Source organism: Streptomyces sp. NPDC007901 (assembly GCF_042959465.1).
Lineage (GTDB): Bacteria > Actinomycetota > Actinomycetes > Streptomycetales > Streptomycetaceae > Streptomyces.
Genome location: NZ_JBIBKW010000008.1, coordinates 346441 through 367808, shown reverse-complemented (window position 1 = coordinate 367808; position 21368 = coordinate 346441). Strand labels below are relative to the sequence as shown.

16 protein-coding genes and 2 pseudogenes are annotated in these 21368 nt (G+C 71.1%); 9 read left to right on the top strand and 9 right to left on the bottom strand.

Features of this window, described 5'->3' with window-relative positions; all coding sequences use genetic code 11:
* Positions 1 to 40: 40 nt before the first annotated feature.
* From ACFZDK_RS27110 to ACFZDK_RS27085, 6 genes and pseudogenes are all read left to right on the top strand, one after another.
* The gene (locus ACFZDK_RS27110; protein ID WP_390976325.1) at positions 41 to 1102 is read left to right on the top strand and encodes a substrate-binding domain-containing protein; all 1062 of its coding nucleotides are present in this window, start codon (positions 41 to 43) and stop codon (positions 1100 to 1102) included.
* Between the two features lie 198 nt (positions 1103 to 1300).
* On the top strand, positions 1301 to 2545 hold the full coding sequence (locus tag ACFZDK_RS27105) for an extracellular solute-binding protein (protein WP_390976323.1): 1245 nt from the start codon (positions 1301 to 1303) through the stop codon (positions 2543 to 2545).
* Positions 2546 to 2746: 201 nt separating this feature from the next.
* Positions 2747 to 3733 carry an ABC transporter permease subunit gene (locus ACFZDK_RS27100; protein ID WP_390976513.1) on the top strand — a complete coding sequence of 329 codons (987 nt, stop codon included), beginning with the start codon at positions 2747 to 2749 and terminating at the stop codon, positions 3731 to 3733.
* On the top strand, positions 3730 to 4632 hold the full coding sequence (locus tag ACFZDK_RS27095; protein ID WP_390976321.1) for an ABC transporter permease subunit: 903 nt from the start codon (positions 3730 to 3732) through the stop codon (positions 4630 to 4632). Before ACFZDK_RS27100 ends, ACFZDK_RS27095 begins: the two co-directional genes overlap by 4 nt.
* A 150-nt stretch (positions 4633 to 4782) precedes the next feature.
* Positions 4783 to 5511: a GntR family transcriptional regulator gene (locus ACFZDK_RS27090; protein ID WP_390976319.1), complete on the top strand. Its 729-nt coding sequence runs from the start codon at positions 4783 to 4785 to the stop codon at positions 5509 to 5511.
* 71 nt (positions 5512 to 5582) lie between these two features.
* A pseudogene (locus ACFZDK_RS27085) lies at positions 5583 to 6733 on the top strand (DUF3103 family protein).
* A 64-nt stretch (positions 6734 to 6797) separates the two neighbouring features.
* Here ACFZDK_RS27085 and ACFZDK_RS27080 read toward each other — a convergent pair.
* Complete coding sequence (locus ACFZDK_RS27080; RefSeq protein ID WP_390976317.1) at positions 6798 to 8285, bottom strand: FGGY family carbohydrate kinase; 1488 nt, start codon at positions 8283 to 8285, stop codon at positions 6798 to 6800.
* Between the two features lie 320 nt (positions 8286 to 8605).
* Here ACFZDK_RS27080 and ACFZDK_RS27075 point away from each other — a divergent pair, with 320 nt between their 5' ends.
* Positions 8606 to 11359, top strand: coding sequence for a lectin (locus ACFZDK_RS27075; RefSeq protein ID WP_390976315.1), 2754 nt, complete (start codon positions 8606 to 8608; stop codon positions 11357 to 11359).
* A gap of 110 nt (positions 11360 to 11469) precedes the next feature.
* On the opposite strand, the gene ACFZDK_RS27070 is transcribed toward ACFZDK_RS27075, so the two are convergent.
* Positions 11470 to 12474 carry a C4-dicarboxylate ABC transporter gene (locus ACFZDK_RS27070; protein WP_390976314.1) on the bottom strand — a complete coding sequence of 335 codons (1005 nt, stop codon included), beginning with the start codon at positions 12472 to 12474 and terminating at the stop codon, positions 11470 to 11472.
* A 387-nt stretch (positions 12475 to 12861) separates the two neighbouring features.
* Here ACFZDK_RS27070 and ACFZDK_RS27065 point away from each other — a divergent pair.
* Both ACFZDK_RS27065 and ACFZDK_RS27060 read left to right on the top strand, forming a co-directional pair.
* A pseudogene (locus ACFZDK_RS27065) lies at positions 12862 to 13647 on the top strand (GlxA family transcriptional regulator); the annotation flags it as partial.
* 74 nt (positions 13648 to 13721) lie between these two features.
* Entirely contained in the window at positions 13722 to 13865 is a 144-nt protein-coding gene (locus tag ACFZDK_RS27060; RefSeq protein ID WP_390976312.1) for a hypothetical protein, read from the top strand.
* A 143-nt stretch (positions 13866 to 14008) separates the two neighbouring features.
* On the opposite strand, the gene ACFZDK_RS27055 is transcribed toward ACFZDK_RS27060, so the two are convergent.
* From ACFZDK_RS27055 to ACFZDK_RS27025, 7 genes are all read right to left on the bottom strand, one after another.
* Entirely contained in the window at positions 14009 to 14206 is a 198-nt protein-coding gene (locus tag ACFZDK_RS27055; protein WP_390976310.1) for a flavin reductase, read from the bottom strand.
* A 297-nt stretch (positions 14207 to 14503) separates the two neighbouring features.
* A complete protein-coding gene (locus tag ACFZDK_RS27050) occupies positions 14504 to 15355 on the bottom strand; it encodes a PaaX family transcriptional regulator C-terminal domain-containing protein (RefSeq protein WP_390976308.1) in 852 nt (283 codons plus the stop codon).
* Positions 15352 to 15843: a thioesterase family protein gene (locus ACFZDK_RS27045; protein WP_390976306.1), complete on the bottom strand. Its 492-nt coding sequence runs from the start codon at positions 15841 to 15843 to the stop codon at positions 15352 to 15354. Before ACFZDK_RS27045 ends, ACFZDK_RS27050 begins: the two co-directional genes overlap by 4 nt.
* Entirely contained in the window at positions 15840 to 18215 is a 2376-nt protein-coding gene (locus ACFZDK_RS27040) for a bifunctional salicylyl-CoA 5-hydroxylase/oxidoreductase (protein ID WP_390976305.1), read from the bottom strand. Before ACFZDK_RS27040 ends, ACFZDK_RS27045 begins: the two co-directional genes overlap by 4 nt.
* A complete protein-coding gene (locus tag ACFZDK_RS27035; RefSeq protein WP_390976304.1) occupies positions 18212 to 19891 on the bottom strand; it encodes an AMP-binding protein in 1680 nt (559 codons plus the stop codon). The genes ACFZDK_RS27040 and ACFZDK_RS27035 overlap by 4 nt, the downstream gene beginning before the upstream one ends.
* A complete protein-coding gene (locus ACFZDK_RS27030; protein WP_390976302.1) occupies positions 19888 to 20823 on the bottom strand; it encodes an acyl-CoA thioesterase domain-containing protein in 936 nt (311 codons plus the stop codon). The genes ACFZDK_RS27035 and ACFZDK_RS27030 overlap by 4 nt, the downstream gene beginning before the upstream one ends.
* Positions 20823 to 21338, bottom strand: a complete 516-nt coding sequence (locus ACFZDK_RS27025) for a cupin domain-containing protein (RefSeq protein ID WP_390976300.1) — start codon at positions 21336 to 21338, stop codon at positions 20823 to 20825. Before ACFZDK_RS27025 ends, ACFZDK_RS27030 begins: the two co-directional genes overlap by 1 nt.
* Between the last annotated feature and the right edge of the window lie 30 nt (positions 21339 to 21368).

The following is a 21368-nucleotide window of genomic DNA, read 5'->3' as shown; positions in this document are numbered from 1 at the left end:
AAAACGAAGTCCTCAAGTCCTCGTCCGGTCGGAGAGCCGCATGCCCCGCTCCAGCAACACCCCCTCGGCCAAGGGCGGCCCGGTGACCCTCGCGATGGTCGCCCGGCGGGCCGGCGTCTCGTCGCAGACCGTGTCGAACGCCATCAACTCGCCCGGAATGCTGCGGCCCGAGACCCTGGAGCGGGTCCGCCGCGTGATCGACGAGATGGGTTACCGGCCCAGCCGCGCCGCACAGACACTGCGCAGCGGATCCAGCAAGCTCATCGGCTACGGCATCCAGCCCACCCCGCCCGGCACCGCGGGCGCGGTCATGGACCGGTTCCTGCACGCGCTGTCCGAAGCGGCCGACGAGGCCGGTTACCGGATCCTGCTCTTCGCCTCCCCGACGGGCGGCCCCAGCCTGGAGGGCTACGAGGAACTGCTGGCCCAGCACGAGGTCGACGGCTTCGTGCTCAGCGGCACCGAGCGGGGTGACCCGCGACAGGCGTGGCTGGCCCAACGGGGCGTGCCGTTCGTCGGGTTCGGCCGGATGTGGTCCGGGCGGCCCGTCGGGGACTGGGTCGACGTCGACGGCGCCTCGGGCACGGACGCCGCGGTCGAGCACCTGGTCGCCCTCGGGCACCGGAAGATCGCCTTCCTGGGCTGGGGACGCGGTACCTCCGGCGCCGGCGACGACCGTGCCGAGGGATGGGCGCGGGCCATGCGCCGGCACCGACTGCCGACCCGCGGGCGCCGCGCGCAGAGCGTGAACGAGATCGAGGCGGCCCGGGCCGCCGTGAAACCGCTCCTGGACGGCGGCGCGACCGCCGTGGTCGCGGCGAGCGACATGCTGGCGCTCGGCTGCTACCAGACACTGCGCGAACGCGGCGCCGTACCCGGCCGTGACGTGGCTGTCGTCGGCTTCGACGACTCGCCGACCGCCGAGATCCTCTCGCCCGCGCTGACCTCCGTCGCCCAGCCGCTGGAGGACGTCGGCCGGGAGTGCGTACGGCTGCTGCTGGCGCGGATCGCCGCTCCCGAGGCACCGCCCGAGCGGCTCCTGCTGGAGCCGTCCCTGATCGTGCGCGACAGCGCCACGGCCTCCCTGCCGGCCGGTGCGTAGAGCCGGTCCGTGGGCCGGTCCGTGGGCCGGTCCGTAGAGCCGGCGAGCAGACCCCGTCCGGCGGGCCGGGCCGTTCCGGCGCCCGGCCGGTGCCATCTTCTGAAACGTTTCTTCTCCTCCACCCCCACACCCCTGGCCCACGCCTTCGTGTGCCCGGGAGGAGCCGCAGGTACCACCCCGTAACCCTCGGAGGAAGCCATGCCCAACCGTTCGGCCGTCGCGGCCCTCGCCACCTGTGCGGCGCTGCTGGCCGTCACAGGCTGCTCGTCGAACTTCGACAGCGACAAGAAGACCGCGCAGGACACCAGCTCCCGGCAGCACCTCACGGTGCTCATAGCCTCCTCGGGGGACGCGGAGACGAAGGCCGTGAAGGAGGCGGCGGCCGCGTATGCCGAGCAGTCCGGCAACACGGTCACCGTGGACGTCGCCAAGGACATCAACCAGCAGCTCGCCCAGTCCTTCGCCGGGCACAAGCCACCGGACGCCTTCTACGTCGACTCCAGCCAGTTCGCCAACTACGCCCAGGGCGGCTCCCTGTACCCGTACGGCGACCAGATCAAGGACGCGGACGACTTCTCCGCCCGGCTGCGCGCCTCCTTCACCCGGGACGGGAAACTGGTGTGCCTGCCCAAGGACACCTCCACCCTGGCCCTGGCCATCAACGCGGACCTGTGGAAGAAGGCCGGGCTCACCGAGCGGGACTACCCGACCACCTGGGCCCAGCTCAAGGCCGTCGCCGCGAAGCTGACCAAGGGCGACGTCACCGGGCTGGTCGTCAACGGCGAGTACGCGCGCCTCGGGGCCTTCATGAGAGAGGCCGGCGGCTGGATCACCGACAGCGACCAGAGCAGGATGACCGCCGACAGCACGCAGAACACCAAGGCCCTTGAGTACGTGCGGTCGCTGCTGAAGGCCGGCTCCCTCAAGTACGCCAACCAGGTCGACACCAACTGGGGCGGCGAGGCCCTCGGCAAGGGCAAGGCCGCCATGACGATCGAGGGCAACTGGCTCACCGGCGGCATGAAGGCCGACTACCCGGACGTGAAGTACACCGTGGTCCCGCTGCCCGCCGGACCGGCAGGCCAGGGCACCCTCGCCTTCAGCCAGTGCTGGGGCGTCGCCCAGGACAGCGCCCACCGCGAGGCGGCCGTCGACCTGGTGAAGTACCTCACCACCGGCACGCAGATGCTGAAGAACGCGGACGCCTTCGGCGTGATGCCCTCCCGCACCAGCGCCCTCGCCGAGTACGCGAAGAAGTACCCGTCCGCCAAGGCGTGGGCGGACGCCACCGGTTACGCGCAGGGCCCGGTGACCATCGCCGGTTTCGACAAGGTGCTCACCCAGTTCAACACCGATCTCGCCGCACTGGCCACCGGTGACCCGAAGAAGATCCTCGCCGACCTGCAGAGCAACGGCGAACAGGCCCTCACGAAGGGCGACTGAGCCGCCATGTTCTCCCGCACCTCACCGACCCCCCGCCCGGCCGCGCGCTCCCGCGCAGGCGGGGGTCCCCGTACGGCCGTCCCGCCGGGCGAACCTGACACGCCCGGCGGGGCGGTCCCGGCCGCGGCGCCCCGCGCTCCGCACGCCCCGCGCGTGGGGCGCCGCGCCGAAGGCGCCTGGGGCTGGCTCTTCGTCAGCCCCATGGTGATCGTCCTCGGCCTGTTCCTGGTCCTGCCGACCCTGATGGCGCTGTGGGTGAGCCTGCTGCACTGGGACGGCCAGTCCAACCCCTTCGGCGGCCAGGCGGACTTCGTCGGACTCGACAACTACCGCGCCCTGCTCACCCGTCCCGGCCTCGACCGCACCCTCTTCGCCACGTCCCTGCGCAACAACCTCTACTACGTCCTGCTGACCGTGCCCCTGCAGACGATCCTCGCGCTGGCCCTGGCGCTCATCGTCAACCAGCGGATGCTGCGCGGCCGCGGCGCCCTGCGCACCGCGTTCTTCTTCCCCTCGGTCACCAGCTCGATCGCGGTCTCCACGGTCTTCCTCTTCCTGTTCCAGGGCAGCGGCGCCGTCAACACCGTGCTCTCCTGGATCGGGATCAAGGGCCCGAACTGGTTCAACGACTCCCGGGGCGTGCTCTCCCTCGTCCTCGGCGGCCTCGGCGTCGTCGACACGAACCACCCCACGGGCGGCCTCGCCGACCACTCCTTCATGGGGCTGTCCTGGTTCGAGTGGCTGTCCGGACCCTCCGTCGCGATGTGCACGATCATCCTGCTCGCCGTGTGGACCACCTCCGGCACCTTCATGCTGATCTTTCTCGCCGCCCTCCAGGACATCCCGCGCGAGCTGGAGGAAGCCGCCGCCATCGAGGGCGTCAGCCGCTTCCAGATGCTCCGTCATGTGACCCTGCCCGCGCTGCGGCCGGTGCTCTTCCTCGTCCTCACCCTCGGCCTGATCGGCACCTGGCAGGTCTTCGACCAGGTCTACGTCATGAGCCAGGGCGCCCCCGGCAACACCACCCTCACCCCGGCCTTCCTCTCCTACTCCTCCGCCTTCGGCGACGCCGACTTCGGGCAGGGTGCGGCCATCGCCTTCATCCTGCTCACGCTGATCCTGACCATGACCGCCGTACAACGCTTCCTCTTCCGGGAGCGCGGCCCCCGCACCCGGAGGACCCGATGAGCGCCGACACCCAGGCCGCCGCCCGGGCGCAGGGACGCCCCGTGCTCGGCCGCTTCGCCCTGCCGCTGCGCGTCCTCGGCTACACGGCCGTGGCCGCGCTCGGCCTCCTGTACATCGTGCCGTTCCTGATCCAGCTGGTCACCGGCTTCAAAACAGACCCGGACGCGGCCGCCCACCCCCTCGGCCTGCTCCCCACCACCCCCACCACTGCTGCCTACCAACGCCTGTTCGGCCTCGGCGAGTCCGACGACGGCGTCCCCTTCCTGCGCTGGCTCGGCAACTCGGCCTTCGTCGCCGTCGCGGTCACCGCCGGACGCGTCCTGTTCGACTCGATGGCCGGCTACGCGCTGGCCCGGCTGCGCTTCCCCGGCCGCACCCTGCTGTTCGGCTTCGTCCTCGCCGTGCTGGCGGTGCCGAACGTGGCCCTGCTGATTCCGCGCTTCCTGGTGCTCAACACCTTCGGGCTCTTCGACACCTACACCGGCATGATCCTGCCGCTCATGGTGGACGCGGCCGGCATCTTCATCATGAAACAGTTCTTCGAGTCCATCCCCCGGGAAGTGGAGGAGGCCGCACGCGTCGACGGCGCCGGCGTCCTGCGCACCTTCTGGTCCGTCGTCCTGCCCATGGCCCGGCCCGCCCTGCTCACCCTGACCATCCTGTCCTTCCAGGGCTCGTGGAACGAGTTCACCCACTTCCTCGTGGCCACCCAGTCCAGCCAGTACGAAACCCTCACCACAGGCCTCGCCCGCCTCGTCTCCGGCGGCCTGGGCGGCGGCACCCAGTACCCCCTCAAACTGGCGGCGGCCCTGCTGGCGACCCTCCCCGTCGCCGCCCTCTTCTTCTGCTTCCAGCGCTACTTCGTCCAAGGCGCCAACGCCGGGGCCGTCAAGGAGTAGACCGGCACGCCGACGCGCGTATCCAGGCCCAACCGCTCGGCTTCATCAGGCAATTGACGCGATGGTCGGTCGCTGCTTCACTGGTCCAGTGGCTCAGCCACTGGACCAGTGAAGCAGCCGAACCACTCACCGAAGCCTGGGAGATCCTCCGTGGCCGTCGAGAGCATTGCGCGCCGAACCGTGGTCGACCTGCTGGCAGCACGGCTGCGTGACGACATCCTGAGCGGCACGCACGAACCCGGATCCCTGTTGCCCCCCGAGCGGGAACTGGCCGCCGGGTACGGGGTCACCCGTACGACGTTGAAGCACGCGCTGACCCGGCTGGAACAGGCGGGACTGCTCAGCACCCGGCACGGCATCGGCACCCGCGTCCTGGACTACCTGCGGGTCGGCGGCGCCGACCTGCTCCCGATGCTGGCCGCACAGGACCCCACGTGGCTGCGGGAGGTCTTCGAGGTACGGCGCCAGATCGGCACGCTGATCGCCGGCCGCGCGGCCGACCGGCGCTCGGAACGACAGGCCCGGCGGCTGGAACACCTGCTGAGCCAGGTCGCGGACGGCCCGGACGCCGACGCCGTCCAGCTCGCCGACGTGGAAGTGCATCGCGAACTGGCGCGGGCCACGGGGAACCGGGTCTATCTGCTCCTCACGAACACGCTGTTCAACGCCTACCTTCCGGTACGGGCTGCACTGCGCGCGCCGTTCGAGGACGCGGCACGCGCGGCGGACCGGCTCGCGCCGGTGGTGCGGGCCGTGGTCGACAAGGACGGCGAGGCGGCGCGGCGCGCGGCGGAGGCGTACCTGGCCGGCACGGAGAAGATCATGCTCGGTTCGCTGGGCCGTCCTCGCGGGCGGCAGGCCGCCGACGGCTCCCGGTAGCGGGGCTTCCCGGCGCCCTCGACCCGCTTCCCGCTTTGTCATGTCTATGTCAATCCCGAACCACAAGGAGCATGGTGAGCAGATCAAGCAAGAGACGCGGCCTCCTCATCGGCATGATGCTGTCCGCGGTCATCGGCGGCACCGTCCAGCCCGCGATCGCCGCGCCCGTACGGGACGCGGGGGACCAGGCCACGCCGTTCCGGCGGTCTCCGGTGCGGTCGGCCGAGCAGGAGATCGCGCGGGCGCTGTCCGCCTCGCTGGCCGACCCGCGGTGGCGCGAGCGGGTCCGTGCCGCCGCGCTCGGCACCGAGGACGTGGACCTCCAGGCGCTGACGGGCAGCACCGCCGCCGCGGAGGGCAGGAACCTGTTCGCTTCCGTCTCGGCCGCGGACCGCCGTATCGCGGGCCTCAAGGGCCTGCCCGCGTCGACCGGATCGCTGCTGCGTGTGCGGCTGGCCGCACCGTCCATGCGGTCGCACCTGAACGCCGACGTCACCCCCTGGATCGCCGTCGCCGCGGCCGACGACGAGGCCACGAGCATCACGGCGTACGACAGCAAGGGCCGCGCCCACTCCGTCGACACCGCCCGCTGTACATCCTGGACATCGATGTCACCAAGGCGCACCGGGCCGGCCTGAAGGTGCTGCGGAAGGCCTTCGCCGACAAGGGGCTGACCTCGCTCCCGGCTACGGCGGCGAACAGTGCCGGGGCTGCCAACTCCGCCAGCGCGGCGGGCTGGTGGGCGACCAAGGTCACGGCCGTCGAGGTCAACGACGACCAGGAGCCCTGGTTCAAGGGCGCCGCGGAGATGTTCTCGCTGGTGACCGGCTTCGGCCAGGACGGCACGGCGCGCGTCGACTCGGTGGACATGCCCTATCTGGACTACGACGGGACCGTCTACTACCCGAACCAGATCCTGGTCAACTGGTCGTACTACAAGTACAACCTGGCCGACGTCGTCATGATGGAGGACGACGACGGCACCAACTACCGTGCGCTGGCGCAGGCGATCACCACGGCGCTGCTCACCGTGACCGACCAGGGCGCCTACATCCCGTTGGTGAACGCGGTCCTGAGCGCGATCCCCGACAGCTGGTTCACCGACGACCCCGACTACGTGGAGTCCTGGTACACCCTCGCCAGGAATTCCTCGGGCCGGCTGAACGGGGCCTCGGGCAACGGCTGGATGACCGTCGAGCCCTACTTCGTCGAGGAGTTCTAGACGAGGAGTTCCAGACCCCGCGGCGGACCGTCCGCATGCCCCGGCACCACGGCGCAGCGCTACGTCACGGGGAACCTTCCGCGTGGCCGGTGCGCTGGTCGTGGGCCAGGGCGTGGGTGACCGCGACGGTGCTCGCGTACAGGTCCCGGTACTGGGTGAACCGGCGGTCGTGGACAGCCGAGGTGGCAGGATCCGGCCGGACCACGGATTCGGCCGGATTCCAGGCCGTGATGTCCGGCCGGCCGATCAGCCCGGCGGCGAGGAAGGCGGCACCGTAGCTCGCACCGATGGTCGTGCGGGCGACGATCTGTTCGAGACCGGTGACATCGCTGACGATCTGGGGCCACAGTCCGCCCCGGGTGCCGCCGCCGACCGCGACGATCCGCCGGATGTCGGCGCCGGCCGCGAGCATCGTCTCGACGTTGTGCCGGACACCGTAGGCGGTGGCCTCCAGCGTCGCCCGCATCAGATCGCCCCGGGTGTGACCCAGCGTCAGGCCCGCGATCACACCCCGGGCGTCGGGGTCCATGACGGGGGTGCGCTCCCCGGCGAAGTACGGCAGCATCACCAGGCCGTTCGCACCCGGAGGCGAGGCGGCCGCCTCGTCGAACAGCACGCCGGGGCCGACGTCGCCGAAGAGGTGGCCCAGCCAGTCGGTGACGGCTCCGGAGGTGGCCATGCCGCCGGCCAGGCAACGGGTGCCGGGCAGGGCGCCGACCGTGGACCACATCGAGGGGCTGGTCACGAACCGGTCGACGGTGTTCACCAGGAACATCGTGGTGCCGTACATCAGCATCAGGTCGCCGACGCCGTGCCCGCCGACGCTGATGGCCTCGCTCCAGGCGTCGATCGTCCCCACGATGACCGGCGTACCCGCCGGGATGCCCGCGACGGGCGTGTTCACCCGGCCGGCCTCCTGGCCCGGCCAGCGCAGCGGGGGGAGGTCGATGCCGGGCGCGAGGTGCTCGGCCCATTCGGGGATCCAGCGCTGCTCGTGGATGTCGAACAGCGGGGTGCACTGGCTGGCGGAGTGCAGGTCCAGCACGTAGGCACCGGTCAGCCGGTGGGCGAGCCACGAAGCGGGCATGAGGAGGCGGCGGGCGCGGGCCCACGCCCCGGGCTCCCGCTCGCGGATCCAGGCGAGTTTCGGCCCGACGGCCTGCGACGACAGGGCCGACCCGCACCTGCGGAAGATCGTGTCCGGCCCCAACTCCCGGTTCAGCCGCGCGATCTGTTCCTCGGCGCGGGTGTCCACGCCGTACAGCACCGCCGGACGCACAGGATCTCCGGCGTCGTCGACCAGGAGGGTGCACGGGCCCATGCCGCTGACTCCGACGGCCCGGACGGCGATGTCGTCGCGGTCGAGCAGTTCGGCCGCGAGCGAGACGAACTCGTCCCACCACACCTGTGCGTCCATCTCGACGTGCCCCGGCCGGGGACGGTCGACCACGTGACGGCGTACGGCCTCGCCCAGGACGCGGCCGGCGGTGTCCACCACCACGCCCTTGGTGCTGGAGGTGCCGACGTCAACTCCGAAGACGACATCGATCATGTGCTGCCTCCCTTGGCGCCGGGTGCGCCACCGTGGGTTGTCGCTCACATCTGTACCGCGGACGAGGTTGCGGCAGTCGTTGACATGTCCCTGCCTTGTGGCTAGCTTCACCCACAGTTCCCGCTCTGCTCCCTGGGCGCCCGCGGCCCGGGGTCCCGTCGAAGCGTTCGTATCTCAGGCATCTCGTCTCCACGGTTGGACAACGTTGTCAGCCTTTGGTGATCAAGACATCTTGGCGCGTCGTTCATCACCCGGGTTCGCGTTCTCGGCGCGGAGACAACGTTGTCGGACCTCCACTTCCGAGTAGAGGAGCAAACCCCGTGATCACACGACTGTCGAGACCGCCCGGAACCATGGCGATCGGTCTCCTCGCCGCCGCGGCGCTCGCCGCGGCCGGGCTGTGCACGCCCGCCTGGGCGGCCGGGAAGGCCGCGCTCGTCACCTCGCCGGCCACTCTGGTCGATCCGTTCATCGGCACGTCGAACCAGGCCGACGACTTCCCGGGGGCCGATGTCCCGTTCGGCATGGTGCAGTGGAGCCCGGACACGCCGTCGCGTCCCGACGGCGGGGGCTACGAGTACAACGACTCGTCGATCACCGGGTTCAGCCTGACCCACATCGCCGGACCCGGCTGTGGCGCCGCCGGTGACATACCGGTGCTGCCCACGGTGGGAGCCGTGAACACCGGTGCCACGGACGCGTTCTCGCACGCCGACGAAGCGGCGTCCGCCGGGTCGTACAAGGTCGCGCTGAACAACCAGGTGACCACCGAGCTGACCACCACGACGCGCAGCGGCATGGCCCGCTTCACCTTCCCCTCGACGAGCCAGGCCAACCTGATCTTCAAGCTGACGGGCAGCCAGAACGGCGCCAGTTCCACACAGTTCACCAAGGTGTCGAGCACCGAGGTGAGCGGACAGGTGACCAGCGGCCACTTCTGCGGCGCCGCGAACACCTACACCGTCTACTTCGACATGGTCTTCGACCAGCCGTTCGCCTCGCAGGGCAGCTCGGTCGCCAAGGCGTCGACCGCCGGCTCCTCGCTGTCGGCCAAGGCGTCTAAGAACGCCGCCGAGAAGCCCAACGCGCCGGTGCTGCACGGCAGGAACCCCAGCGCCTCCGCCGCCCCCGCTGCCGCCGCCTCGAACGGCTACGTCACCTTCAACACCACGTCCAACCCGGTCGTGCAGGCCAAGGTCGGCATCTCCTACGTGTCGGTCGCGGGCGCCGTCGCCAACCGGACCGCGGAGAACGCCGGTTGGGACTTCGACGCGACCCGCACCGCCGCGCAGAACGCGTGGAACAGCGCGCTCGGCAAGGTGCAGATCGCCGGCGGAACGGCCGCCCAGCAGCAGACCTTCTACACCGCGCTCTACCACTCCCTGCTGCACCCGAACGTGATCAGCGACACCAACGGCCAGTACTACGGCTTCGACGGGAAGACCCACACCGTGGACGCCGGTCACAGCGCCGTCTACGCGAACTACTCCGGCTGGGACATCTACCGCTCGCAGGCCCAGCTCGAAGCCCTGGTCGCCCCCCAGGTCGCCTCGGACACCGCGCAGTCGATGGTCGACGACTACACGCAGACCGGGATCTTCCCCAAGTGGTCGGAGAACAACGGCGAGTCGTACGTCATGGTCGGCGACCCGGCGGACGCCATCCTCGCCGACTACTACGCCTTCGGCGCCCGGGACTTCGACACCCGGACCGCCCTGGCCGACATGGTCAGACAGGCGAGCACGGCCAACAACGACCGCCCCGGTCTCGCCTATCTCAACTCGCCGGGATACATGCCGCACGACGGCAGCTACGGCTGCTGCAACTTCTACGGCCCGGTGGCCACCACCCTGGAGTACAACACTGCGGACTTCGCGATCTCCGCGATGGCCGGAGCGCTCGGGGACACCGCCGACCAGAAGACCTACGCCAACCGGGCACAGGACTGGCGCAACGTGCTCAACCCCGCCTCCGGTTTCGTGGAGCCCCGGAACGCGGGCGGCTCGTGGACCGGCGGCTTCGACCCCACCAGCGGCACCGACATGGTCGAGGCCGACTCGTGGATCTACACCGGAATGGTGCCCTTCAACATCGGCGGCCTGGCGCACGCCAAGGGCGGCAACACCGCGATGAACCACTACCTGGACACCGTCCTGCGCAGCTACACCGGCGCGGGCGGCTACGCCTGGGTCGGCAACGAACCGAGCATCGAACTGCCCTGGGAGTACGACTACACGGGCCAGCCCTACAAGACGCAGGGCACCGTCCGGGCGATCCAGGACCAGATCTGGTCGAACACCCCGGGCGGCCTGGCCGACGGCAACGACGACCTCGGCGCGATGAGCGCCTGGTACGTGTGGTCGGCGCTCGGCGTGTTCCCCGAGACGCCCGGAACCTCCGATCTCGCCCTCGGCTCACCGCTGTTCACCCAGGCCGTGGTCACCCTCCCCTCCGGCAGAACACTCACGATCAACGGCAACGGCGCCGCCGACAACGCCCCCTACGTCCAGTCCGCGGCGTGGAACGGCACGGCGTGGAACAACGCCTACGCCCCCACCACGGCGATCACGGCCGGCGGCACGCTGGACTTCACCCTGGGCACCACCGCCAACACGTCCTGGGCGACGGCGGCCACCGCGGCACCGCCCTCGTACGCGGGGGACACCATCGCACCGGCCTCGCCGCGGATCGGTCCGCTCACCTCCGCGGTCGCCTCCACCCTGTGCGCCGACGACGCGTCCTCCGGCACCGCCGACGGCACCCACGTCCAGATCTGGGGCTGCAACAACACCTACGCCCAGGACTGGATCGTCGCCGGCGACGGAACGATCCGGGCCCTCGGCAAATGCCTGGACGCCGACCACAGCGGGACCACCAACGGCACGCTGATCCAGCTGTGGACCTGCAACGGCACCGGCGCCCAGCAGTGGACCGCAGGCGCCAACGGGTCGCTGGTCAACCCCCAGTCGAACCTGTGCCTCGACGACCCCAACTCCTCCACCACGAACGGCACCCAGCTTCAGCTGTACACCTGCAACGGCACGGCGGCCCAGAACTGGAAACTCCCGAGCTGAGTCGTCCGCGGGGGAGCCGACGGCCCCTCCGGCGGGTTCCCGTGGGTCCGGCGGTGCCGTGCCGGGTCGGGGCCGCGTCCCTCGTCATGTGGAGCGGCACACGGTCCCGGTCATCGGCGGGCACGCTCACGCTGCCGGACGGTCGCGTGCCGCAGGGAGTACCAGGCGACCACCGCCCAGGCCGCGACGAGCAGGACGTACACGACGACGGCAGTCCAGACGAACAGCTGCGAGCCGGTACGGGCGGCCAGCGCGCTGGTGCCGGTGACGCAGGCACCCAGGGGGAAGATGAAGGACCACCAGGTGGGTGCGAAGGGCAGCCCCGCGCGGATCTCCCGTACGGTCAGCGCCGTCGCCAGCACCAGCCACAGCAGGGCGAAGCCCCATATCCCGAGCCCGCCGAGCAGCGCCGCGACCGCAGTCCCGCGCGCGTACGGAGCGGGCAGCGCACTCGGCGCCGCCGTGGCCAGCGCACCCAGCGCGGTCACCGCCTGGTCCAGCGCCCCCACGCCGATCCACACCGTGGGCACCACCGCCCCGCTGGGCGCGTCATGATGCACCAGGCGGCTGTACACCATGGCCAGCACCAGCAGGCCCGCGATCAGCCCGAGGCCGAGCATCGCGTAGCAGCCCAGCAGCAGAGCCAGCCGCACCTGCCCGGCCGGCGCCCGTGGGACGAGCAGCGCGCCTGTCGCCGCGGAGACCATCGGCGGCACCACCGGCAGCAGCCAGCCGCCGAACGCCGCGTCCGGCGTGAACCGGTGCCGCGTGACCATCAGATACGGAACCGTGCAGGCGGTGGCCAGACCCAGCACCGTTCCGGCCGACCACAGCACCCAGTCCACATCCACCGCCGCACGCTCTCCGATCAGGCGCCGGCCCAGCAGCAGCGTCCCCGCCCCCACGGTCAGCAGCGCTATCGGCGGCGCCCCGAAGAACTGGGCGAGCACCGGATCGCCGGCATGCACCCGCAGCATCCGCTGGCCGGCGTAGCTGCAGGCCAGGACGGCCAGCAGCAGCGCGGTTCCCGCCCAGACGACCGTGGCGGCCGCGGCGAGCCCGGGGAAACCGCGTGGCAGGGTGGCGGCGGCCACGGCCACGATCCCGCTGCCCATGACCGCGGCGAACCAGCTGGGACCGAGTTGTCCCCGCCCTCTTCCGTTGGCTCCGGCCGGCCGGCCACGGGTGTGCGGAGACAGGCGCGGAACCGGGAGGCCCTGGGACGGGATCGATCGGCTGGTACGGGAACGGGGTGCCACGGCGCGGTGTGCCTTCTCTTCTCGTGTCGGATGCCTCACCGCCCGCGATCAGCGTCGGTGACGGCGCCTCCGACGCTATGGCGAGGCGCGGCTCCCGCCCCAGGACGGCACGTGCCATGACACCCTCACACCAGGACATCGAGGCACCGTACGGGTCCGCGCACGTCCGATCCCGGCCAGGAAGGTTTGGTAATCAAACCCATAAAATCCGCCGTGGGGTCCCGTCCGTCCGGGAGGCACACGATGAAGGACACGCCGTCAGGCAGGAAGCCGCTGCTGGTGACTGTGCTGGTCTTCCCCGGCGTACGGCTGCTCGACGTCACCGGTCCCATCGAGGTGTTCTCGACGGCCAACGAATTCGGCGGTCGTTTCCGCGTGCGCACGGTCTCCCCGGACGGCGCCGACGTGGTCACCGCGGCCGGCACGGGGCTGCACGTCGACCTGGCTGCCGCGCAGGTGCACGAGGCCGGCGACGTGGTCGTCATCCCCGGTGGCCCCGAGTGGCCCTCCCTCGCCAAGGACGACGCCCTGTTGAACGCCGTGAAGGCGCTCGACGCACACAGCCGCTGCACCGTGTCCGTCTGCACCGGCGCCTTCCTCCTCGCCGCCGCCGGGCTGCTCGACGGACGCGAGGCGACCACGCACTGGCGCTTCGCCGACCAACTCGCCCTGCGCTACCCGCGGGTGACCGTGGAAACCGACGCCCTGTTCGTACGCGACGGCCACATCATGACCTCCGCAGGGGTCAGTGCGGGTATCGACCTCTCGCTCGCCCTGGTCGAGGAGCACCTCGGCGCCGATGTCGCCCGCGCTGTGGCCAAGGACATGGTCGTGTTCATGCAGCGGCCGGGCGGCCAGTCACAGTTCAGCGTCCGCACCCACACCCCACGTGCCAGGCAGGAGATGCTGCGCCGGGTCCTGGACGCGGTCGCCGAGGATCCCTCCGCCCCGCACACCCTTGCCGCCATGGCGCGCCGCGCAGGGGTGAGCACGCGCCACATGACGCGGCTGTTCCACGAGGAGACGGCCACGACCCCGGCCCGCTATGTCGAGAAGGTTCGTATGGAAGCCGCCCAGGCGATGCTGGGGGGGGCGACGACCCCATGGCCACGGTGGCCCGGCGCACCGGCTTCGGCTCGTCGGAGTCGCTGCGCCGGGCCTTCACACGCAACCTGGGCATCACGCCCGGTGCCTACCGGGCACGCTTCCGCACCACGTACCCCGCGGGTGGGGGCAAGCCCGCCTGAGGTTCCGGAGGCATCCTGCGGGCACGCGGGTCGCCGAGCGTCGCCGGACCATCCGCAGCGGAGGCGTTGGACCACCTCTCCACCCCGGACGTCGACGCGGCCTGGCAGACCGACGTACAGCAGGGGGTTCCTCCTCACGCGCTTCACACGTCCGGATGTTTGGCGGCGAGCCGGTAGCTGCCGGAGTGGAAGACCAGGGGATCCCCGCCGGGTGCGTCGTACTGCTCGACCTCGCCGAGCATCACGAGGTGGTCGCCCGCGTCGAGGCATTGGAGCGTCCGGCACTGGAACCGGGCGACCGTCCCCTCCAGGAGCGTCCAGCGGCGCCGTCCACCGGACACCGCCGTCCTCATCCGAGAGGGACAGCGAGATCCCCGAGATCTGCGGACACTGCTCCTGCCAGGCGTCCAGGCCGAGCGCGCGCTCGGTGCGCAGGGCCGTGCCGAACATGCACTGGCTGGACATGACCCGGCCCTCGCGGATCTGCTGACCGGTGCGGTTCGACACGACGGTGACGTCATAGCCGTGGTCAAGCAGCCCGATGCCGAGCTGGAGCCCGGCCTGCCCGGCCCAGATGATGGTGATCTTGACGCCGCGCCCTCACCGGCACGGCGTCGGGCCGGCACGCCGCAGGGTGGTCAGGACGGCGAGGACCAATACGCGGCCGCATGGGCCAGCGCCCGGCCCTCCAGGATCGTGACCATGCGTTCGAAGAGCTGGACGGCGGCGGGGCCGGACCAGCCCTCGGGGAGTACCTCGCGGGGCAGCCCGGGGTCGCGGAACGGGAGCTTGCGCCAGTGGTCGATCACGGCGAGATACGTGAGGTAGGCGTGCCGCCCGTCGATGACCGCGGCCTCGGTCAGGCGCTCCGCCTCGCCCTCGTACGCGCTGATGAACTCCCGGTAGCGCAGGTCGATCTCGTCGAGGTCCCAGCCGCCCCGGACCATGGCCGTCAGCGGCTGCCCGGCGACGTAGTCGCCGACGAAGACGGCGCACTGCTCGGTGAGGTCCAGTTCGGCGATGGCGCGCTGCGCGGCCGGGAGCATCCGGGCGGGCGCGATCCAGACCGCGGAGCCGATGTTGCCGAAGCCCAGCGAGGTCAGATGGCCGGTCAACCGGTGGCGCAGCGCGCGAGCCGACTCGGGCACGGAGAAGTTCACGAAGCACCAGCCGTCGCCGAGTTCGGCCGGCTGCCGGGCGTGCCAGATGACCTCGTCACCGGCGGTGAGCGCCTCCAGCGCGGCCGGCGTCAGCGTGTAGCCGCGCATCCCCGCGCGGCTCTCCGACTCCAGCCAGCCGCGCTTCTTGAGCCGGAAGACCGCCGTCCGGACGCTCGCGGCGTCCAGCCCCGACGCGGTCAGCAGCTCGACCGTGCCGGCGATGGGCATCCAGTTGCCCATCTTGCGCACGATCGCGCCGAGAAAACTCACGAGCACGGTCCGGGACCGGCGCGCCGCTGTGGTGGGCCGGTCGCCCTTCGTCTCGCTCATTCCAGTGAGTATGCCGGACCGGGATCGCATGATCGGACCGCCCCGGTCGATCGAACGGGCCCGGTCAGCGCCGCGACCCACTCCTCGGGCCAGGGCACGCTCACGGCACCGTCCGCATGGTCACGGCCGATGTGCGCGGTCACATACCGGCCGTGCGCGGCCCGGCCGGGCGGACGGCCCCGGAACTCCTCGCCCCAGACCTCGAAGGCGAAGGTCATCGAGCTGGTGCCGATGCGCACCAGCTCCACGACCGTGCGCGCGTCCTGGCCGAAGAAGAGCGGCGACTCGAAGTCCACCTCGTAGCGGACGCGGGGCGCCGCCGGGAAGTAGCCGTGGAGGCCGAGCCCGGCCATGAGCGAGGCCTCCGCCGCCTCCACGAACCGTACGACCGTGCTGTTGTGGTAGATGCCGGCCGCGTCCGTGTCGATCCACTCGATGCGCGTCCGGTGTACGCCGACCGCGTGCGCGGCCGGGGGCGCGGCGGTCATGCCGGCACCGTGCTCGCGGCCGGGGTCCAGCGCAGGTGCACATCGCCGCCGGCGCCTTCGCGCAGCAGCGACAGCCGGGGCGGGACCTTGTCGGTACGGGAGGTGGGCGGCTTGCGCCGGCCCGCCGCCCACTGCACCGGCCACTCGGCACCGGCCCCGCGGTACTCCTGCTCCGCCGCGGCCTGCAGGGTCCACTGCGGGTTGTAGAGGTGGGTGCGGCCCAGGGCGCACAGGTCGGCCCGCCCGGCGAGCAGGATCGAGTTCACGTCGTCGTACGAGGAGATGGCCCCGACCGCGATCACCGGCACTCCCGTGGGCCCGGCCACCCGGTGGCGGATCCGGTCGGCGAACGGGGTCTGGTAGGAGCGGCCGAACGCCGGCTTCTCGTCCTTGGCGACCTGACCGGAGGAGACGTCGATGGCCGCCGCGCCGTGCTCGATGAACGCGCGGGCGATGTCGACGGCGTCGTCCCCGGTGTTGCCGTCTGGCATCCAGTCGGTCGCCGAGATACGGACCGTGACCGGGATGCCGAGCGGGACGACCTGACGCACCGCGTCGAAGACCTCCAGCGGGAACCGCAGCCGGTTCTCCAGGGAGCCGCCGTACTCGTCGGTGCGCCGGTTGGCGACGGGGGAGAGGAAGGAGGAGAGGAGATAGCCGTGGGCGGCGTGCACCTCGACGAGGTCGAAGCCGGCCGCCACTCCGCGTGCGGCGGCGGCGGTGAAGTCGGCGACCACCTTGTCCATGTCCGCGCGGGTCGCTTCCCGGGGGACGTGGCAGTCGGCGCCGTACGGGAGCGCCGAGGGGGCGATGACCTCCCAGTTGCCGTCGTCGAGGGGCTCGTCCATGCCGTCCCACATGAGCTTGGTCGAGCCCTTGCGGCCCGAGTGGCCGAGCTGGAGGCCGATCTTCCCGGTCGAACGGTCGTGGACGAAGTCCGTGACCCGGCGCCAGGCGTCGCGCTGCTCGTCGGTCCACAGCCCCGGGCAGCCCGGCGTGATCCGGCCCTCGGGCGACACACAGACCATCTCGCTCATCACCAGGCCGGCGCCGCCCAGTGCCTTGGAGCCCAGGTGTACGAGGTGGAAGTCGCCGGGGACACCATCGTCCGAGGAGTACATGTCCATCGGGGAGACGATGATCCGGTTCTTCAGTTCCAGCTCACCGATCCGGACCGGCTGGAACATCGCCGGGGCGACCTCGGGGGCCTGCTGGTGCCGGGCGAACTCGGACTCCATGAGCGCGGCGAACTCGGCGTCGCGCTCCTTGAGGTTCTCGAAGGTGATGCGCCGCGAGCGGGTGAGCAGGTTGAAGACGAACTGCGCCGGGTCCTGGCCCGCGTACATGCCGATGTTCTCGAACCACTCCAGCGATGCCTGCGCGGCCCGCTGGGTCGACTCGACGACGGGCTTGCGCTCGGTCTCGTAGGCGGCCAGCGCCTCGGCCACCGTCGGGTGCTCGTGCAGGCAGGCGGCCAGGGCGAGGGCGTCCTCCATGGCGAGCTTGGTGCCCGAGCCGATCGAGAAGTGGGCGGTGTGGGCGGCGTCGCCGAGCAGCACCACGTTGCCGTCGGACCAGCGGTCGTTGCGGACCGTCGTGAAGTTCAGCCACTTCGAGTTGTTGGTGAGGACCCGGTGGCCCTTCAGCTCGTCGGCGAAGATCTCCGCGATCCGGCCCACGGCGTAGTCGTCGGAGACGCCCGGCGGGAACACCTGGTCCTCGGTCCGGTCGAAGCCGGCCCGCCGCCAGACGTCCTCGTGCATCTCGACGATGAAGGTCGAGCCGCTGTCGGAGAAGGGGTAGCCGTGGATCTGCATGGTGCCCCACTCCGTCTGCTTGACGAAGAACTGGAACGCCTCGAAGACCAGGTCGGTGCCGAGCCAGATGTACTTGTTGTGCCGCCGGTCCAGGGACGGCCCGAACACGTCGGCGTACTTGGTGCGGACGGCGGAGTTGAGGCCGTCGGCGGCCAGCACCAGGTCGTGCGTGGCGCGCAGTTCGTCCACGTCGGGGGCCTCGGTGCGGTAGTGGACGGTGACGCCGAGCTCGGCGGCCCGCCGCTGGAGGATCTGCAGCAGCTCCTTGCGGCTCATCGCCGCGAAGCCCTGCCCGCCTACGGTGAACCGCTCGCCGTCCACCTCGATGTCGATGTCCGTCCAGCGCGCGAACCGGTTCTCCATCGCCGCGTGCACGACGTCGTCGGCGTTGTCGATGCCGCCGAGGGTCTCGTCGGAGAAGACCACGCCGAACCCGAAGGTGTCGTCGCGCGCGTTGCGCTCCCAGACGGTGACCTCGTGCGCCGGGTCCAGCTGCTTCATCAGGGCGGCGAAATACAACCCTCCGGGGCCACCGCCCGCGATAGCGATCCTCATGGCCGTTCCTCCACGATCTGCTCCGTCGCGATCTGTTCTGCCGTGATCTGTTCCGTCACGATCTGGCGGAGCTTGAAGTGCTGAAGCTTGCCGCTGGGGTTGCGCGGCAGCGAGTCGGTGAAGCGCACGTCGCGCGGGTACTTGTACGGCGCGATCTGCTGTTTGACGTGGTCCTGGATGTCCCGGGCCGTCGCCGCGTCACCGGCCACGCCCTCGCGCAGGACGACGAACGCGCAGACGATCGAACCGCGTTCGGCGTCCGGCTCCGCGACGACGGCCGCCTCCACGACGTCCGGGTGGGTGAGGACGGCGGCCTCCACCTCGGGACCGGCGATGTTGTACCCGGACGACACGATCAGGCCGTCGTTGCGCGCCCGGTACCAGAAGTAGCCCTCCTCGTCGCGGAGGAAGGTGTCACCGGTGACGTTCCAGCCGCCCAGGACGTAGGCGGCCTGCCGTTCGTCGTCGAGGTAGCGGCAGCCGACCGGGCCGATCACACCGAGCAGGCCCTCGGCACCGGGGCCGAGCTCCTTGCCGTCCGGTGCCAGGATGGTGGCGCGGTAACCGGGCACGGGCTTGCCGGTCGCCCCGGGGCGGATGTCGTCGCCGTCGGCCGAGATGAAGATGTGCAGCATCTCGGTGGCGCCTATCCCGTCGATGACCCTGAGGCCGAGCCGGTCGCGCAGTTCCTCCCACAGGCCCTGCGGGATGTGTTCGCCCGCGCTGACCGCGCGGCGCAGCCCGGTGAGCCGGTCCGCCTTCCCGGACTTGAGGATCTGCTGGTACGCGGTAGGGGCGGTGGCCAGCACGGTCACCCCGTGCTCGGTGACGAGGTCGGCGAGTCCCGCCGGCGGCACCGACTCGGTGAGGAAGGCGCAGGCACCCGCCCGCAGGGTGAAGACGACCAGCAGACCGAGGCCGAAGGTGAAGGCGAGCGGGGCGGTGCACGCGACCAGGTCGTCGGGGAGCAGCCGGAGCGTGTGCTTCCCGAAGGTGTTGTCGATCGACAGGATGTCGCGGTGGAAGTGGGTGGTGATCTTGGGGACGCCCGTGGTGCCCGACGTCGGCCCGAACAGCGCGACGTCGTCCGCGGCGGTGTCGGCCGCGGCGAACCGCCCCGCCTTCGCCTCGACCCGGTTGCCCAGGTCGTCGGCGGTGTCGCCGCCGTACGGCACGACGACCAGGTCCGGCGCGACCGACTCCCGCACGGCGAACACGTCGTCGAGGAAGCGGTGGTCGACCAGCGCGACGGTGGGCCGGGTCTTCTCCACGACGGGCGCCAGCTCGCCGGCCCGCAGGACGGCCATGGTGGTGACGACGATCCCGCCGGCCTTCACCACGCCCAGCCAGGCGGCGACGGTCCAGGGGTTGTTGGGGGAGCGCAGCAGCACCCGGTTGCCGGGCACCAGCCCCAGGTCCTCGGTGAGCACCTGGGCGATCTGGTCGGCCCGACGCTGAAGCTCGCCGTACGTCCAGACGCCGCCGTCGGGGGTGCGCAGCGCGGGCCGGTCGGGGCCGAAGACCGCCACCGCACCGTCGATCAGCTCGACGGCGGCGTTGAGGCGTTCCGGGTACCGGAGCGCCTCGGTCGTGAACTCCAGCACCGGCCACTGCCCGGCCGGCGGGAGATGGTCGCGGGCGAAGGTGTCGGTGTGCCCGGAGGGCGACAGGGTCATCGGTGGCCTCCCTCGCCGGCGCGGATCATTCCTTCTTGGACGACGGTGGCCAGGTGGGTGCCGTCGGGGGTGAAGAACCGCCCGGCGGCGAGCCCCCTGCCGTCGTCGGCGGCGACCGCCTCCTGGGCGTAGAGCAGCCAGCCGTCCACCACACCCGCCCGGGGCGCCCGGTGGAACCACATCGCGTGGTCGAGGCTGGCGGTGACCAGCCCCTCCCGTGCCCAGGGCAGGTCGAGGACGCGGAGCACCGGCTCCAGGATCGTGTAGTCGCAGACGTAGGCGAGGGCGGCCGTGTCACGCTGCGCGTCGGTGAGCCCGTCGACCGGCCGCAGCGCGTCGAAGGGCCGTACCCAGACCGCCTGGTGGGGCCTCCGCTCGCCCTCGACGTCGAGGTAGACCGGGCCCGGCACATGGCGCATGTCGAAGCCCCGGCCGCCGCACCAGTAGTCCTTGGAGACCTCGGTCATCGTGCCGCCGGTCCGCCCGGCAAGGTACTCCGCCGAGCTGAGCAGCTTCTCGGGGCCGGGCAGGCCCGCGGCCGCCAGCCAGTCGGGGAGGCCCTCGCTGTAGCTGCCGCCCGGTTCGCCGGCGGCGAAGTTGGCCAGGCACACGTAGAGCGGCTTGCCGTTCTGGTAGCCGCGCACCTGCCGGGTCGCGTAGCCGCGGCCGTCGCGCAGCAGCTCCACCTCGTAGCGGACCTCGGCGCCGATGTCGGCGGGGCGCATGAAGTAGGAGTGCATGGAGTGCAGCGCCTTGCCGTCGTCGACGGACTTCATCGCCGCCGCGGCGGCCTGGGCGACCAGGTCGCCGCCGTACGCCTTGGGCCACGGGCAGGGCTGGGTGACCGCCGTGAAGGCGAGGTCGAAGCGCTCGGCCTCGGCCGGGGTCAGGGTGACGGCGGCCGTGAAGACCTCGGAGGTGGTGTCGGTCATCAGGGGCGGTCCGTCCAGTCGCGCAGGTCCGCGTCCGCGACCTGGGGGAGGTTGACCACGATGTTCTCCGGAGTGCGGGTCGTCATCCAGGTCAGCGGGTTGTCGCGGTCGAGGTTGCACTCGACGTGGGGCAGGAACGGCGGGACGAACACCCAGTCGCCCTCCGCCATGTCGATGTAGTCCTCGAACTTCGCGCCGAAGTAGATCCGGGCCCGGCCGGAGAGCACATAGCCGCCGGTCTCGGCCTCGCCGTGGTGGTGGGGCACCGAGCGGTAGCCGCCGTCGTTGTGGACCTTGCCGAACCAGATCCTGGTGGCCGGGGTGTGCTGGATGCTCACGCCCGAGATCCGGGTGGCGCCGGCGGACTGCCCGGTGTCACCGGGTTCGCTGCCGCTACGGGTGACGACCGGTACCACCAGGCCGCTCTCGGTGGCGTACATCGAGTTGTCGCCGTCGAGGACGTACTGACCGGGGACCTGCTGACCGGGGACGTACTGACTGGGATCGGGGTTCATGAGGACTCCTCGTCGGTGATGGGTGGGGCG

What these genes read in the sequence shown, in the direction of transcription:
- ACFZDK_RS27095 (WP_390976321.1), top strand. Translation starts at nt 3,730, where the DNA reads ATGAGCGCCGACACCCAGGCCGCCGCCCGGGCGCAGGGACGCCCCGTG.
- ACFZDK_RS27040 (WP_390976305.1), bottom strand. Translation starts at nt 18,215, where the DNA reads ATGAGGATCGCTATCGCGGGCGGTGGCCCCGGAGGGTTGTATTTCGCC.
- ACFZDK_RS27070 (WP_390976314.1), bottom strand. Translation starts at nt 12,474, where the DNA reads ATGGGCAGCGGGATCGTGGCCGTGGCCGCCGCCACCCTGCCACGCGGT.
- ACFZDK_RS27110 (WP_390976325.1), top strand. Translation starts at nt 41, where the DNA reads ATGCCCCGCTCCAGCAACACCCCCTCGGCCAAGGGCGGCCCGGTGACC.
- ACFZDK_RS27035 (WP_390976304.1), bottom strand. Translation starts at nt 19,891, where the DNA reads ATGACCCTGTCGCCCTCCGGGCACACCGACACCTTCGCCCGCGACCAT.
- ACFZDK_RS27025 (WP_390976300.1), bottom strand. Translation starts at nt 21,338, where the DNA reads ATGAACCCCGATCCCAGTCAGTACGTCCCCGGTCAGCAGGTCCCCGGT.
- ACFZDK_RS27045 (WP_390976306.1), bottom strand. Translation starts at nt 15,843, where the DNA reads ATGACCGCCGCGCCCCCGGCCGCGCACGCGGTCGGCGTACACCGGACG.
- ACFZDK_RS27100 (WP_390976513.1), top strand. Translation starts at nt 2,747, where the DNA reads ATGGTGATCGTCCTCGGCCTGTTCCTGGTCCTGCCGACCCTGATGGCG.
- ACFZDK_RS27105 (WP_390976323.1), top strand. Translation starts at nt 1,301, where the DNA reads ATGCCCAACCGTTCGGCCGTCGCGGCCCTCGCCACCTGTGCGGCGCTG.
- ACFZDK_RS27050 (WP_390976308.1), bottom strand. Translation starts at nt 15,355, where the DNA reads ATGAGCGAGACGAAGGGCGACCGGCCCACCACAGCGGCGCGCCGGTCC.
- ACFZDK_RS27080 (WP_390976317.1), bottom strand. Translation starts at nt 8,285, where the DNA reads ATGATCGATGTCGTCTTCGGAGTTGACGTCGGCACCTCCAGCACCAAG.
- ACFZDK_RS27030 (WP_390976302.1), bottom strand. Translation starts at nt 20,823, where the DNA reads ATGACCGACACCACCTCCGAGGTCTTCACGGCCGCCGTCACCCTGACC.
- ACFZDK_RS27060 (WP_390976312.1), top strand. Translation starts at nt 13,722, where the DNA reads ATGGCCACGGTGGCCCGGCGCACCGGCTTCGGCTCGTCGGAGTCGCTG.